The sequence below is a fragment of the Bacteroides sp. 3_1_23 genome, from assembly GCF_000162555.1.
GTDB classification, from domain to species: domain Bacteria; phylum Bacteroidota; class Bacteroidia; order Bacteroidales; family Bacteroidaceae; genus Bacteroides; species Bacteroides ovatus.
In genome coordinates this window covers 1-14,883 of the sequence record NZ_GG774957.1, presented here as the reverse complement: position 1 = coordinate 14,883, position 14,883 = coordinate 1, and the positions used below count along the sequence as shown (strand labels likewise).

Sequence of the window (14,883 nt, the reverse complement as noted above, 5' to 3'; positions counted from 1 at the left end):
TTAATTGTTAGGCTTATTTATATACTCTTGATGAATCAAAAGTTTTCCACCATTCTTCATTCTTAGTACCGCCACTGGTCACCCAACTTTCGAATAACGAGTAAGCTGATTTGATATTCACATATTCCAAAGGCCATTTGAAGTCTGTCGGAACCATGATTCCCCATGCCAGGTTATCTTTGCTGATGTAATATCTCTTGCGGGAAGTAGAACTATCGTCGTTGTTGCCTCCGAACAAGTCGGTATTTGCCAACTTAGTTGGTTGATAACCGACAATATGAATCTCCTTACGCTGGTTTCTGTTTCCTTCTACGAAAATGAAAACATTCAGTTTATTGATATTAAGCTCATCCACAGAGATAGGATTGCTGAACTTTATAGTGAAACTGATATTTTTAGGACTCGTATTGGCAGAGTGACCTGCAATCGTATTGATCTGTTCGTAACGGTCTCTTCCCAATGCTTTGTGAGCATCGTCAAATAATGGAATAACCGCATAGTCCTGTCCGTTCTCAATCAGATTACTATTCACATTGAAACCTTTAAAAAGAGAGTTGTCACTGAATTCCACCGGCTGCGTAATGGCACTGGCAGGAACACCGTCCAGCATGATAGCAGCTCCAATACTCTTGGTAGCTCCGGCAGCCGATAAATCAAGACTTAACGTGAACTCTTCTGCCTTATTGCTCTTATTGATGGAGATCTTTCTTTCCTTGATAATCAGAACAAGGTCGTTCATATCGTAATCCCCATATAAAGGCCATTGGTCTTCAAACAGATAAGCATAATTGCGATTATCATCCATGATGATCGGGAACTTAGGATCTTCAGGATCTCCTCCTTCATTTCCACCATTTTTAATTCCTGTACAAACATCGATGATGACTTTAGAGTCTCCCATTTTGGTGAAGTATGCGCCATTCAGTACATGGAAGTTTTCCCACCATTGGTTCTTTTCAACGTGGCTGTCACATTCAATAACCAAATTTCCATCATATGTGAAACCTTGTCCGGTGATAACCGGTGATTTTATCATAGAAGTATTTTCGCCTTTTCCATAAAACTTGGCATAACCGGGAGGTATGCTGATACTTGTCGTAGCATCCAGCATAGAACCATCACTTAAATTTACTGTTCCATTAACAAACTCCATTTTAGGAGCTTTCAAATATCCTTGAGTAAAGTTAAACGTCGCTCCGTTGGCATAGAAAGAAGTCGTTGCTTCCATGCTACAAGCGTTGTTGACAGTCGTATTGGTGAGACTGATGGTTGTAAACTTCATGATGTTGTTGTTGGTAGCAACAGCGTCGGAATTTGCAATTAATTTCTCTCCATAAATCTCTCCGTTATTTTCCAAAGAGAAATTAGACGGCAGATTTAATTCTCCTTCCAAACTGATTTTATTGTCATTTACAATTTTCGTATTGGAATTGATTGAGATATTCTTGCTGGTTATGGTTCCTTTGTTGTAGAGTGTTGCACCGGAATGTAGTGTCATTGTGTTCGCTACAGTCAGTGCACCCCAGTTTCTTAATGCAGCAGGCGCTCCATTGGTGAATGATATATCCTCTGCATTTACTTCTCCCTTTTCCATAATGGTCAACATGGAGTTTCTAATGAACGTCATGGTTCCTGATGCTTCAATTTTAGCATTATTCATCACAATGATTTCAATACCGTTTTGGAATTGGAATGTTGCGGGAATCGTCCATTTAGCATCTACATAAACTTTGGTTGCAATTTCACCGTCATAACCGTCAAACTTGAATGTGCCGGCATAGTCAGAGGTGATTTTGTAAGAAGCATCACGCAGCAAAGTGGTTCCTGACATTTCAGTCACTTCTTTTGCATTAGCAGGTATGGAATAGTAATCCGGCTTTTCAAATGAAAGGCCTCTTGTAGCAGCGGCACGACTCATCAACGCTCTATTTTGTGCAGTAGATCCTGCATAATAGAGTTTACAGGTAATATTATCGCTGTTTTCCGGCACATCGAACTGATATACCTGTTCACGTCCTCTAGGGTCGGTTTGCTTCACATAAATACCCTTTTGAGTTGGCAGCAGACTGACAGCGGTTGTAAATTTAAAGTTGTTTTCTTTATTAGCTGTCCTTGCAGCGAGCACGGAAGCGCTTTCATTAGTCAAAGGATCTTCTGCATATATTTCAACTAAATAAGCAAATAGTCCTCCTTCTTCATCTTTCACTTCGACCGAGACATTTTTAGTGGTTATCATGTTCCAATCGATATCATCGGGAGCAGCAAAGCCATCTCCCATCGGGTTAGGTGTTTCGTAAGACGGATCATAGAGATCCTTTCCAGAGTCAACACAACTAGACATAGTACCTGCCATTGCTATTGCAATGATGGGTACAAATTGAATTGTTTTTTTCATCATAATGTATTATTGCTTGATTGTTTGTAACCAAATCCATCACAAAAATAACTGCATATCTTTTATTGGAAATGTTTTTTCTGTTATTTTATGGAGTGAAAACAACTATACTTCCGTTTTGGTTCTTCTTTGGCTCTTTTAGGTTTGATTCGGTCTTGATGATGATGAAGAGAAATCCCCTGATTTTCACTTTTATACAACTGCTTAAAATGAAAATCAGGGGGTTACAATAGATGGATTTAACTTAAGACTTGGTGATTTCTCCTATTAAGCAGGAGTTCATTTTATATCGGATATCCTTGTTGGGTAATCCATGTCCCAATAAAAACATGAGCTTTGTTATGGCACATTCGGGGGTACTGTCATATCCACTGATTACACCTGCTTCCAGAAGATGCATTCCTGTTTCGTAACGTCCCATTTCTACTGCTCCGGAGGCACATTGTGTAATGTTGACAATGATAATTCCACGATCGGTAGCTTCCTTTAGTTGGCGGATGAACCATTCTTTTTGCGGAGCATTTCCCGAACCGAAGGTTTTCATGACAACCGCTTTCAATCCCGGAACATGAAGCAGAGAAGTCACGATACTCTCTTGAATGCCCGGAAAAAGCGTTAGAATAACTACATTGGTGTCAAACAGGTAATGCGGCTTTAACGGTTTTGTCGGGTCTGGTTTTCGAATGAGATTAGGCTCATATTTAATGTGGATACCTACCCGTGCTAATGGCGGATAATTGAAAGAGCGGAAAGCATTGAAATTCTCCGCATTGATTTTGGTGGTACGGTTGCCACGCATCAAATGATTCTCAAAGAAAATACAAACCTCCGGAACAATGGCTGTACCATCCGGATTTTTAGCTGCTGCAATTTCGATGGCTGTGATGAGGTTTTCCTTTCCGTCTGTGCGCAAAGTCCCGATCGGGAGCTGGGAACCTGTGAGGATGACAGGTTTGCTTAGATTTTCGAGCATGAAACTTAGTGCAGAGGCAGTGTAAGCCATTGTGTCTGTTCCGTGAAGGATGACGAAACCATCGAAATAATCATAATTGTAATTGATGATCTTTACCAGTTTTGCCCAGTAAGCAGGTTCCATGTCCGAAGAGTCGAGAGGGGGATCGAATTGGTAGGAGGAAATGCGGTAGTTGAATCTTTTCAGTTCGGGGACGTGCTTAAGCAAATGATCGAAGTTGAAATTTTCTAAGGCACCTGTTTCCGGATTCTCTATCATTCCGATAGTCCCACCCGTGTAAATTAACAAAACGGAAGGAGTTTCTGCTCTCATAATTGTTGAATTACTGTTAAAACATTGGCAAAGATACGGATTAAATGCGAATAATGAGTGCTAAACGACGAATTATATAAAGTTGGAAGGACAAGACTATAAAAAATATCTATGTTGCATTTTTGCGATATGTAGTATGAAAAAATGTCCCCATCTTTGGGGCAGGTTGGACGAAGTGTCCGGCTTTAAATAAAAAACGAAAGAGAAAATGAAAAATGACCGGTATTTTCCGTTAGAAATCTGTTTTTGGGCAGGCGACAATTTGAGCGTCATGATGTATCAGATAGGGGGAGTGCAACTTGTAGGGATTTATGTGTTGTTGCTGTATCTGTGTGCAAAGAATGACTACAGCAAATCAGTGGTTAATAGTATACAAAAACCAGTGGAAAAAAGTGCAGTGGAAAAAAACTCTGAAACGCCGATGGATAAAGGGCAAAAACCGAATGAAACCCAAGAGAGTAGAGTAGAAGAGAAGAGAAATATTACTACTGTTGTAAACAACAGCAGCAATATTGGCGAGGAAAGGAAGACTGCTGCTGTTGTTGTTCGGACTTCGGATTCGGTGAATGACAGGGGCAACGAGATTGTCAGCCCACGCCTCGATCCTGTTCAGTCCACGTCTTGTTTTTGTTCAGCTCACGGCTTGTCTCTGCTCGTCCCACGGGTGAAGTACAGCCTCCCCATGGCTTGCAGAAATAGCCCCACGGTTTGCGGAAATAGCCCTGCGGCCTGCGGAGATTTTCATCCGAGGCTCTTACTTCAGGGCTTCTTTCAGTCTGGTAATCGCCTTTTCCGGGTCTTTTTCTTCTTCGAGCAGAGTGACGAACTTACTGCCGATGATAGCTCCGGAAGCGTGTTCGCAAGCTGCTTGGAATGTTGCTTTATTGGAGATACCAAATCCCACCATCAACGGATTGTTCAGATGCATACCTTCAATCTTTTTGAAGTAAGCCCGTTTTTGTTCGTTGAAATCTTGTTGCGCTCCGGTGGTTGCTGCTGATGAAACCATATAAATAAATCCGTCGGTATGTGTATCTATCTCGCGTACCCGTTCTTCGCTGGTTTCCGGTGTGATGAGCATAATCACTCTGATGTTATAGCGTTCGGCAATGATACGATAATGTTCTTGGTAATCACGGAAAGGGAGATCAGGAATAATGACGCCGTCGATACCACATTCCACACATTTACGGCAGAAATTCTCAAATCCGAATTGCATGATTGGGTTTAAATATCCCATAAGCACAAGTGGGATTTTTACGTCCTTGCGAATATCCCGTAATTGTTCAAAAAGAAGTTTTAGAGACATACCATTGCGCAATGCCTGCGTAGCGGCATTCTGAATAACAATGCCATCTGCCATCGGATCACTGAAAGGAATGCCGACTTCAATCATACTCACTCCGTGCTTTTCGAGCGTGCGGATTACATCAGCGGTACCATCCAAAGTAGGAGTACCGGCACAAAAATAAATAGAAAGTATGTCTTTCTTGTTGCTATTGAAAAGTTGATTAATTCTATTCATGACGTTGGAATTTTTAGATTATGATTTTAATTCGTTTAAAAATGTCCGGATACGCTCCGGATCCTTTTCTCCCGGTTTCAATTCAAAACGGCTGTTGAGATCGTATCCGGCAAGCCGGGGATGTTTAAACTCTTTCAGGGCATTGGCACTGTATGAGTTAATGCCTCCGCTCAATAGGAAGGGTACATGTCCATTGTACATATCCAGGATGCTCCAGTCGAATTGATTTCCCGAACCACCATATTGTTCGCATTTGGTATCGAACAGAAAAAGATCACAGACTTTTTCGTAGTCATATACCTTTCTCAAATCTTTGGGACGGTCTACTGAAAAGGCCTTGATGATTTTCAATCCAGTGGAATGTAAGGACCGGCAGTATTCCGGTGATTCATTTCCGTGGAGCTGTACATAATTCAGTCCGAAACGATCAGCATACATGCTGATTGTCTGCTTGTCTTCGTTGACGAAAACTCCGACACGCCGGGCATGAATGGGCAAGTAAGCCGGAAGCTCGTAGACATATCGGGGAGATTTAGGATAGAAGATGAATCCCAGCATATCTATGCCTTCGATAGACTCTACGTCCTGTATGTTTTCAGCTTCACGCATACCGCATACTTTGATAATTTTTCCGTTAATCATAGGGCTGTCCGTTTTGAATAATTAGTTTATTGGATTGCTTGCAGGAAATTCTGTAAAGTTTCTCCCGGTTGCTGTGTTTTCATAAATGTTTCACCGATCAGGAATCCACGGAATCCGGCTGCCCGAAGTCGGTTTACTATTTCCGGATCGGAGATGCCGCTTTCGGATACCAATACAGCATCTTGGGGAAGCTGTCCGGCCAAGCGGAAAGAGTTTTCTACATCAGTGAAGAAAGTACCCAGATTACGATTGTTGATTCCTACCATATCTATTTTCTTGTCGATGTATATTAATTCCTCGGAGCTATGAATCTCCAGAAGAACTTCCAGACCTAGTTCATGAGCTTTTTCTGCAAGTTCATTACATTTCTCCGGTTCTAATGCGGCTGCGATAAGAAGTACGGCATCGGCACCGATAATTTTGGCTTGATAAAGCTGGTATTCGTCAATGATGAAGTCCTTCCTAAGAATGGGGATCTCTACCAAAGGGCGTGCAGTGCGGATGTCCTTCAGGCTTCCTCCGAAAAATTTCTCGTCGGTGAGGATGGAAAGGGCAGAAGCTCCTGCTGCTGCATAGGAGGGAACAATTTCTTCCGGGCATGCTTCTTCCTTTATCCATCCTTTGGATGGAGACCGACGCTTGAATTCAGCGATAATACCCGATGCAGATGAGGCTAATGCCTGCTTCATAGAACGAGAGGTCGGAACTTCGCTGATACCTTCCTGTAATTGCTCGATGGAGATAGCCTGCTTTTGCAGGTCAACTTCAAATCGTTTGTTTGCTATAATCTCTGATAATATATCTTTCATTGATGTGGGATTATTAATTGTAAATGATGGATTTGCAAAAATAAAACATTAACTGTTCAATTCAATGAATTTTTTTAGGGTAGCTAATGCGCGTCCACTTTCCAATGACTCTTTGGAGAGAGCAATACATTCTTCAATAGTCTTCTCCGGACAAATCACATGGATGGCGAAAGCTGAATTGACTACCACTACATTTTTTTGAGCTTCTGTAGCCGTGTTATTCATGATCTGGTCGAAAATCTTAGCTGCATCTTCCGGTGTTTGTCCACCATCCAGGTCAGTTTCCTTATAGCGGGAGAATCCGAGACTCTCGGGAGCGTAAATCTTTTCATGATCGCTGGTCGCCACTTTAAACTCATTTGTCAGAGAGATTTCGTCATATCCGTCGAGACTATGAACAACGGCAAATTTCGTCTTGCTTTCCTGATAAGTATAGGTATAGAGGCGAAGTAACGGGAGGTTGTAAACTCCTAAAAGCTGATAGGCCGGTAATACCGGATTAACCAACGGACCGAGCATATTAAAGAAAGTGCGCACTGCCAATCCTTTACGAACCGGAGCAACTGCCTTTAATGCCGGATTGAATAAAGGAGCATGCAGATAGGCAAGATTACATTTCTCCATGCTACGGCGCAGTTGATCGACGTTACTGGTGAACTTTACACCGTGTTGCTCCATTACATTACTGGCACCGCTGACTGATGTTGCTCCGTAATTACCATGTTTCACAACCGGGAAACCGGCTCCGGCAACAGTAAAACAGGAAGCTGTAGAAATATTAAATGTATTTTTTCCATCACCTCCGGTTCCTACGATATCTATCGGAGCAAATTCACTTAAATCAACCGGAATACGCATTTCAAGCAATGCATCGCGGAAACCGCATAATTCTTCCACAGAGATATTACGCATCAGAAAGACGGTAATTAAAGAGGCTACCTGTACATCATTATATTTTCCTTGTGCGATGTTCTGTAAAATGGTGCGAGCCTCATCGCGTCCCAAATATTGATGTTCGAAAAGTTTGTATAGAATCTGTTTCATAAGTTTAATCGTTTAAGAAGTTTTTAATAATTTCTTTTCCTTGCGGAGTTAATACTGATTCGGGATGGAACTGAATACCATGTACATTGTAGGTCTTATGGCGGATTGCCATGATTTGTCCTTCCTGACTTTCTGCCGTTATTTCCAGGCAATCGGGAAAACCTTCCCGGCTGACTACCCAGGAATGGTATCTTCCAACAGGGATTTCTTTTCCCAACCCTTCAAAAAGCAAATCCTGGTGAAGGATGGTAATCGGAGTCTGTACCCCATGATATACTTCTTTGAGATTTTCCAGACGTGCTCCGAAAGCTTCGCCGATGGCTTGATGACCGAGGCAGACACCCAGAATGCTTTTGGTCGGAGCATATCTTTTAATAATAGGTAATAGCAGTCCGGCCTCTTCGGGTATGCCCGGTCCGGGAGACAGGATGATTTTATCAAATCGGTCTACTTCATCAAGCTCTATCTGGTCGTTGCGAACTACTTCTACATCTGTAGCCCCTAATTCTTTCACTGCGTGCAGTAGGTTATAAGTGAAAGAGTCGTAGTTATCTAAAAGTAATATTTTCATTTTTATTGTCATTGTAAAATGGTTGTTCAAATACTATCTCTGCTTTCAATTTTTTAATTTGACAGCTAAATCAATCGCCTTTTTCAGTGCTCCCAGTTTGTTGTTCACCTCTTGCAGTTCATATTCATCCTGACTGCGTGCTACAATACCTCCTCCGGCTTGGAACCAGAGTTCATTGTTGCGGCTTACAAAAGTACGGATAGTGATAGCCTGATTTAATTCGCCGTTCAATCCGATAAAACCGATACAGCCACCATAGGCTCCACGATTATGTGGTTCGATTTCGCTGATTAACTGCATAGCGCGTACTTTGGGAGCACCGCTTAATGTGCCGGCAGGAAACGTATCAATAAACGTTTTTATTTTATCTGCGCCCTCATTCAACATACCGCTGACACGGCTTACCAGGTGAATGACATGACTATAATATTGTGGTTCCTTATAGAATAGTACGCGTACATCATGACAATTACGGGAAAGGTCGTTTCTGGCAAGATCAACCAGCATGACATGCTCTGCATTTTCTTTAGGGTCAGCCAATAAAGCTTCTGTCAGTTCCCGGTCTTTTACTACATCTCCGGTACGGCGGGTAGTTCCGGCAATCGGATCGATGTAAGCACGACCATCTTCGATTTTGCAATGTGTTTCCGGTGAAGAACCGAAGATGCGGTATCCTCCGAAATCGAAGTAGAAAAGATAAGGAGAAGGATTGATGCTGCGGAGTGCGCGGTACACTTTGAAATCATCTCCGGCATAAGGTTGGATAAATCTTCTGGAAAGTACGATTTGGAAAACATCTCCACGCATACAGTGCGCGATTCCTTTGCGGACATTGGCTTTATGCTCCTCGTCGGTGATAGGGCTAGTAACGGGACCTGTTACAGAGAAGTTGTAAGAAGCATAATTCCGGTTTTCGATGGCTGCTTCCAGTTCCGGTAAGCCGCTTTCTTCTCCTTCGGACAACATTTCAACGAGTGTCAATTCATTTTTGAAATGATTGAAAACAATGACATACTTATATAATATGTATAGCAAATCCGGAGCGTCATTTTGCTCATCGTGACTTTCTTTCACCGGGATGTGCTCGAAGTATTTCACAGCGTTGAACGTCGTGTATCCGTAAAGTCCACATACATTCTTATTATCCCCGGTCACCTGGAATTGATTGATAAACCGGTTCATGGCCTTTTCTACATGGAAGGTTTTTGTCAGGGGTTCTTCCGTGCGGCTGTTATCGGGATAGTTGGAAGTGACAATGCCGCCATTTATACCGATACTTGCCAGGGGACAGAGGGCTATAAATGACAAGGAATTTTCTCCGGCATGATAGTCGGAACTTTCCATTAATGCAGATTGCGGATACATGTCGCGCACTTTCAGGTAAATGCTGACAGGAGTATGCATATCTCCGAGCACTTGTTTGCTATGAGTTGTATAATTAAATGTTTTCATTTCTATAATTGCTTGATTATTGATTACGAATGATGGTTTACTAATTACTTATTGCTGTTCATTAAACGATAAATAGGTTTCAATATCTTTGTCTCCTCGTCCTGAAACAGTCAATACAACGATATCTTCCGGTTTGAACTTCAATTTTTTCAAAGCTCCTAATGCATGGGCGGATTCCAGTGCAGGGATAATACCTTCGAGTTTAGTCAGTTCGTAAGCGGCTTCTATTGCTTCGTCGTCATTGATTGCCAAAACGTTGGCACGTCTTTGTGCGGCAAGATTGGCGTGTATCGGACCAATGCCCGGATAATCCAGTCCGGCGGAAATCGAGTAAGGCTCTTCAATCTGTCCGTCTTCGTTTTGGATGACGTAAGTACGCGCTCCGTGGATAATTCCCATTTTACCGAGTTGGATGGTGGCGGCGGTCATTCCGGTTTCTATTCCTTTACCTCCGGCTTCCGCCAGAATGATGCCTACCCGTTCATCATTGATATAATGATAAATCGTTCCGGCAGCATTACTTCCTCCTCCAACGCAGGCTATCAGATAATCCGGATAGTCACGTCCTTCTTTTTCTTGCAGTTGTTTTTTTATTTCTTCGCTGATAACAGATTGCAGGCGTGCCACCATATCAGGATAAGGATGAGGGCCTACGGTAGAGCCGATAATATAATAAGTGTCGGCAGGATGGCAACACCAGTCGCGGATCGCTTCGTTGGTTGCGTCTTTCAAGGTCATGTTTCCGGAAGTAACGGGAATAACGGTAGCTCCCAGCATTTTCATTTTCTCCACATTGATATGTTGGCGTTCTACATCCGTCTTTCCCATATAAACGATACATTCCATATCCATCAACGCACATACGGTAGCTGTTGCTACTCCATGTTGTCCGGCTCCGGTTTCGGCGATGATGCGTTTCTTTCCCATGCGGCGTGCCAGCAAGATTTGTCCGATGGTGTTGTTGATTTTGTGTGCACCGGTATGATTCAGGTCTTCCCGTTTCAGATACAACTTGCAACCATACTTTTCGGAAAGGCGTTTTGCCAGATAGAGTGGGGAAGGGCGTCCTACGTAGTCGCGTAATAATTGCTCAAATTCCTTTTTAAACTCTTCGCTTTCAATCACTTCGAGGTACTTGTTTGTCAGTTCCTCAACACATTTGTGGAGGATTTCCGGTACATAAGCACCACCGAATTCTCCGTAATAGCCATCCTGGTCAACTAAAAAACTTTTCATAATCCTATCTATTTTTTATGTTATTATCTAAATCTGTTCGAAAATGGGCAAATAAAAAGAGCCCTGCCGCAAGTTGCGACAGGGCTCTTTCAAATCTGTTATATCTTTAATGAGGTATATACATACGAGCACTGCTCCCTTACGACTGTCGGAGTTGTAACGGGTGCCACCACCAATATGTATTTACTAACATTGTTCTCATTGTCTTTTGTAATTTTATGGGGGCAAATATAGACACTTTGTTTGAAACAGCAAACAAAAAATGACTTTTTTTCTCTTTTGCCTTCATTTTTCTGATATAGAACAATTTTCAACCTGAACTGTTCTTATAAATATTGAATATTTAAACAAAAACAATTATGAAACAGAGAAAAGTTTTAGTAGGTATCGCTATTGCCATTTTCATTATATTATTATTGTATTGGTTATTGGTAGCAGAGGATATGAAACCTTGGTTGTCGGCTATGGTTCCTTCCGTGGCACAACAATTCTTCGCTTGATTCTGACAGGGTTCGGATAAATCATGTATCTTTGCAAGGATAGTGACTAATAACCAAAATAATAACAATAGACTAAGATATGGAAAATTTTATTTTTCAAAATCCCGTGAAACTGATAATGGGAAAAGGGATGATTGCTCGGTTGGCTAAAGAAATACCGTCCGACAAGCGTATTATGATTACTTTTGGCGGTGGAAGCGTGAAGAAAAACGGAGTGTACGATCAGGTAAAGGAAGCATTGAAGAATCATTTTACAGTAGAATTCTGGGGAATCGAACCCAATCCTGCCATTGAAACTCTCCGTAAAGCTATTGCTTTGGGAAAAGAAGAGAAAGTAGATTATCTGCTGGCTGTTGGTGGTGGTTCCGTTATTGACGGTACGAAATTGATTTCCGCAGGAATCCTGTATGATGGTGATGCCTGGGATTTAGTACTTGCCGGACGTCCAGTCACTCATACTGTACCTCTTGCCACTGTATTGACTTTGCCCGCTACCGGTTCGGAGATGAATAACGGGGCAGTTATTTCCCGTCGTGAAACAAAAGAGAAATATCCTTTTTATGCTAACTATCCAATCTTCTCTATTCTTGACCCGGAAGTAACTTTTACCTTGCCTCCTCATCAGGTGGCCTGTGGTTTGGCTGATACCTTTGTTCATGTGATGGAGCAATATATGACTACTCCCGGGCAGAGCCGCATTATGGATCGTTGGGCGGAAGGCATTTTACAAACTTTGGTAGAAATAGCTCCGAAAATCCGTGAAAACCAGCATGATTATCAACTGATGGCTGATTTTATGCTTTCGGCTACAATGGCATTGAATGGATTTATTGCTATGGGAGTGTCGCAAGACTGGGCAACTCACATGATTGGCCATGAAATTACTGCTTTGCACGGATTGACACATGGTCATACGTTAGCCATTGTTCTTCCTGCCACTTTACAGGTGCTTCATGAAGAAAAAGGAGATAAACTTTTGCAGTATGGTGAAAGAGTCTGGGGAATTACTTCCGGTACGCGAGAAGAACGGATTGATGAAGCGATTTGTCATACCGAAGAGTTCTTTCGTTCGCTTGGGCTGACTACACGTTTGCATGAAGAGAACATCGGACAGGATACTATTCTGGAAATCGAACGCCGATTCAATGAACGTGGTGCTAAATATGGAGAGAATGGAAATGTAACGGGTGCTGTTGCCCGCAGGATATTAGAGACTGCACTTTAAGCATACTCTTACATTAAAAATATAGGATAAAGAGGATATTGGAACATACTTTTCACAATATCCTCTTTTCTTTTTATTATTTTTCAATTTTCTCTGACCTTGGAATTCTGAACCAGAAGCGAGAGCCTTCTCCTTCTTTAGATTCCACTCCGATAACCCCGCCCAGTCTTTCTACTATGACACGGCAGATGGCTAGTCCGAGTCCTGTCCCTTTAATAAAGGAGTTCAGTTTGACGAAGCGTTCAAACACTTTATCTATCTTGTCAGCAGGAATTCCGATACCTGTATCTTTTACATAAAAGTATATTTCATCTTTGGCTTCTTCAATCCGGTATCCCATTTCGATAGAACCTTTGGGGGTGAATTTCAAAGCATTATTTGTAAAGTTGATGATAACCTGTGATAGACGTATGCGGTCGGTATACATCATGCATTGATCTGCTTTCTCTGTGAATAAGATTTGAATGTCTGGGGAAGAATTCTTTTCTTGCATTTGTCTGCAAATACCTTCCATCAATTCGTTGATATCAGTCTGTGCAAATGTGAATTCCATAGTACCGGCTTCAATTTTAGAAAGATCGAGGATGTCGTCTATTAGTTGCAATAATAAGATATTGTTGCTGGAGATGATTTTTACAAATTCTTTTCTCTCTTCCTCTTCCTCCGTTTGGCAAACCATTTCGGAGAATCCTACAATCGCATTTAGCGGGGTTCGTATTTCATGGCTCATATTAGCGAGAAAGGCAGATTTGAGCCGATTGGATTCTTCGGCTTTTTCCTTTGCTTCCTGCAGCATTTTGTCCATCTTTAATTTTTCAGTGATGTTTTCAAAACGAAGTAATCCTCCAATAATTTCAGTTTCCTTTTCATCGCCGAATACAGGTGTTGCGGTCACTTCAAAATCTACATTGTCTACTCTGATGGTATGCCGGATAATTTTGCCCTGTTCGATAGCTTTCTTGAAAGCACATTGTCCACACGGTTCATTACGAAGTGCACTGGTCTGATAGCAAATTTTTCCCGGTATGTATCGTCTGCCTTTTACCAGGCTGGCTATTTGTCTTGTTTCCTCCCATTGTACCCGGTAATTTTTATCAATATAGATAAGGCCGAAGTCGATACTTTTTAGAGCTAGTTTTTGCTTCTTCAATGCTTTTTCCAGTTCTTCCTTGGCGGCAACTAATTCTCTTTCATAATTCTTGAGTTGTGTGATATCCCACCGGGTTGCCAACAGCCATTTCTTTTCTCCTTCCCATGAAATAATAGATTTAACGGCAATAGTATCATGGGTGATTCCATCGGGAGTGGTGTATTTCTCTTCTTTGCGATATACTTTGCCTGCTTGTATGAGTTCTTTGTCGATATGCCGGTATTTTTCACCTCTTTCTTCTCCATAAATTTCATAATCAGTATGTCCGATGGCTTCTTCACTGCTAATGCCGGATTGAGCGGCTGATTCTTTATTCCAGTAATAGTATCGGAAATCGTTTGTTATATCTTTTACAAAGATGGGGAAAGGAAGGTTATCGAGAATATCAAAGGAGAAACGGTAGGAATGATTGGTCTTTTTAATCGTTTTTTGCAATTTTCGGATTCTATATAGTAAGATGCTGATGACAAGGAGCAAAATAACTACTAGTAAATAATTATAACCCCAATGAACTTCGTTAATCCAATAATTTAACAAAATATTGTTTGCCATAAAATGTTTGATATAAATGAGGTGTAAAGATGGTTCTTCGTCAAATTTGGTGGTAATCTCTTTTTTATTTCAACTGTCTTCTTCTTTCTTAATCCTATTAAAAGTTGTAGATATGTTTGCTTTTTAGTAACTTTAAAGACACCACATCATTAAGAGTTACAATGCAACAAGTCATATCTACAACGTACAAATATACATCAAAAAAAGAAAATGCTCCTACAAATAGGGGATTATTCCATGATTTCAGATTCAGTCTTGGCTACGATAATCTGCAACAAGATGGTATCTCTGAAGCTGTTGGCTCATTGACGGTCTTTCTACATACGGCTGGCAAAGGGGCTTCCTGTCCTTATTGCGGACATTTCAGTCACCGATTGCACAGTTACTACTCCCGTCATATTGAGGATCTTGAAGTTTTACGGTCATTACTTTTGGGTAGTTTAGTCATCAAGGTTGGCAAATATTATTGTGACAATGTTTCTTGTCCACAAAAATAT

General features: G+C 41.5%; 12 protein-coding genes and 1 pseudogene. 3 read left to right on the top strand and 10 right to left on the bottom strand.

What is annotated here, in order from left to right; all coding sequences use genetic code 11:
• Positions 1-13: 13 nt before the first annotated feature.
• The 9 genes from HMPREF9010_RS01250 to trpB all read right to left on the bottom strand — a co-directional run bounded on the left by HMPREF9010_RS01250 (position 14) and on the right by trpB (position 10,959).
• Complete coding sequence (locus HMPREF9010_RS01250; protein WP_004303725.1) at positions 14-2,398, bottom strand: LruC domain-containing protein; 2,385 nt, start codon at positions 2,396-2,398, stop codon at positions 14-16.
• A 241-nt stretch (positions 2,399-2,639) separates the two neighbouring features.
• Positions 2,640-3,680: an asparaginase gene (locus HMPREF9010_RS01255; RefSeq protein WP_004300111.1), complete on the bottom strand. Its 1,041-nt coding sequence runs from the start codon at positions 3,678-3,680 to the stop codon at positions 2,640-2,642.
• A gap of 754 nt (positions 3,681-4,434) precedes the next feature.
• On the bottom strand, positions 4,435-5,205 hold the full coding sequence (gene trpA / locus HMPREF9010_RS01260; RefSeq protein WP_004303723.1) for a tryptophan synthase subunit alpha: 771 nt from the start codon (positions 5,203-5,205) through the stop codon (positions 4,435-4,437).
• Between the two features lie 18 nt (positions 5,206-5,223).
• On the bottom strand, positions 5,224-5,847 hold the full coding sequence (locus HMPREF9010_RS01265) for a phosphoribosylanthranilate isomerase (RefSeq protein ID WP_004300108.1): 624 nt from the start codon (positions 5,845-5,847) through the stop codon (positions 5,224-5,226).
• Between the two features lie 26 nt (positions 5,848-5,873).
• Positions 5,874-6,656, bottom strand: coding sequence for an indole-3-glycerol phosphate synthase TrpC (trpC, locus tag HMPREF9010_RS01270; protein WP_008651734.1), 783 nt, complete (start codon positions 6,654-6,656; stop codon positions 5,874-5,876).
• 48 nt (positions 6,657-6,704) lie between these two features.
• Positions 6,705-7,700, bottom strand: a complete 996-nt coding sequence (trpD, locus tag HMPREF9010_RS01275; RefSeq protein WP_004317865.1) for an anthranilate phosphoribosyltransferase — start codon at positions 7,698-7,700, stop codon at positions 6,705-6,707.
• 4 nt (positions 7,701-7,704) lie between these two features.
• Positions 7,705-8,271 (bottom strand): anthranilate synthase component II, encoded by a 567-nt coding sequence (locus tag HMPREF9010_RS01280; RefSeq protein ID WP_008651733.1) that lies wholly within the window; start codon positions 8,269-8,271, stop codon positions 7,705-7,707.
• A gap of 45 nt (positions 8,272-8,316) precedes the next feature.
• Positions 8,317-9,723: an anthranilate synthase component I family protein gene (locus HMPREF9010_RS01285; protein ID WP_004311853.1), complete on the bottom strand. Its 1,407-nt coding sequence runs from the start codon at positions 9,721-9,723 to the stop codon at positions 8,317-8,319.
• 48 nt (positions 9,724-9,771) lie between these two features.
• Positions 9,772-10,959 (bottom strand): tryptophan synthase subunit beta, encoded by a 1,188-nt coding sequence (trpB, locus tag HMPREF9010_RS01290; protein ID WP_004300103.1) that lies wholly within the window; start codon positions 10,957-10,959, stop codon positions 9,772-9,774.
• Between the two features lie 359 nt (positions 10,960-11,318).
• Here trpB and HMPREF9010_RS26420 point away from each other — a divergent pair, with 359 nt between their 5' ends.
• The gene (locus tag HMPREF9010_RS26420) at positions 11,319-11,459 is read left to right on the top strand and encodes a hypothetical protein (protein WP_004300101.1); all 141 of its coding nucleotides are present in this window, start codon (positions 11,319-11,321) and stop codon (positions 11,457-11,459) included.
• Positions 11,460-11,538: 79 nt separating this feature from the next.
• Positions 11,539-12,684, top strand: coding sequence for an iron-containing alcohol dehydrogenase (locus tag HMPREF9010_RS01295; protein WP_004300100.1), 1,146 nt, complete (start codon positions 11,539-11,541; stop codon positions 12,682-12,684).
• A gap of 76 nt (positions 12,685-12,760) precedes the next feature.
• On the opposite strand, the gene HMPREF9010_RS01300 is transcribed toward HMPREF9010_RS01295, so the two are convergent.
• Positions 12,761-14,386, bottom strand: a complete 1,626-nt coding sequence (locus HMPREF9010_RS01300) for an ATP-binding protein (RefSeq protein ID WP_008651728.1) — start codon at positions 14,384-14,386, stop codon at positions 12,761-12,763.
• 161 nt (positions 14,387-14,547) lie between these two features.
• Between HMPREF9010_RS01300 and HMPREF9010_RS25790 the strand changes: the two are divergent.
• Positions 14,548-14,883 (top strand): annotated as a pseudogene (locus HMPREF9010_RS25790) (ISL3 family transposase); the annotation flags it as partial.

Excerpts from the sequence above, each read along its gene's own strand:
- HMPREF9010_RS01250 (WP_004303725.1), bottom strand. The coding sequence starts at position 2,398 with ATGATGAAAAAAACAATTCAATTTGTACCCATCATTGCAATAGCAATG.
- HMPREF9010_RS01255 (WP_004300111.1), bottom strand. The coding sequence starts at position 3,680 with ATGAGAGCAGAAACTCCTTCCGTTTTGTTAATTTACACGGGTGGGACT.
- trpA (WP_004303723.1), bottom strand. The coding sequence starts at position 5,205 with ATGAATAGAATTAATCAACTTTTCAATAGCAACAAGAAAGACATACTT.
- HMPREF9010_RS01265 (WP_004300108.1), bottom strand. The coding sequence starts at position 5,847 with ATGATTAACGGAAAAATTATCAAAGTATGCGGTATGCGTGAAGCTGAA.
- trpC (WP_008651734.1), bottom strand. The coding sequence starts at position 6,656 with ATGAAAGATATATTATCAGAGATTATAGCAAACAAACGATTTGAAGTT.
- trpD (WP_004317865.1), bottom strand. The coding sequence starts at position 7,700 with ATGAAACAGATTCTATACAAACTTTTCGAACATCAATATTTGGGACGC.
- HMPREF9010_RS01280 (WP_008651733.1), bottom strand. The coding sequence starts at position 8,271 with ATGAAAATATTACTTTTAGATAACTACGACTCTTTCACTTATAACCTA.
- HMPREF9010_RS01285 (WP_004311853.1), bottom strand. The coding sequence starts at position 9,723 with ATGAAAACATTTAATTATACAACTCATAGCAAACAAGTGCTCGGAGAT.
- trpB (WP_004300103.1), bottom strand. The coding sequence starts at position 10,959 with ATGAAAAGTTTTTTAGTTGACCAGGATGGCTATTACGGAGAATTCGGT.
- HMPREF9010_RS26420 (WP_004300101.1), top strand. The coding sequence starts at position 11,319 with ATGAAACAGAGAAAAGTTTTAGTAGGTATCGCTATTGCCATTTTCATT.
- HMPREF9010_RS01295 (WP_004300100.1), top strand. The coding sequence starts at position 11,539 with ATGGAAAATTTTATTTTTCAAAATCCCGTGAAACTGATAATGGGAAAA.
- HMPREF9010_RS01300 (WP_008651728.1), bottom strand. The coding sequence starts at position 14,386 with ATGGCAAACAATATTTTGTTAAATTATTGGATTAACGAAGTTCATTGG.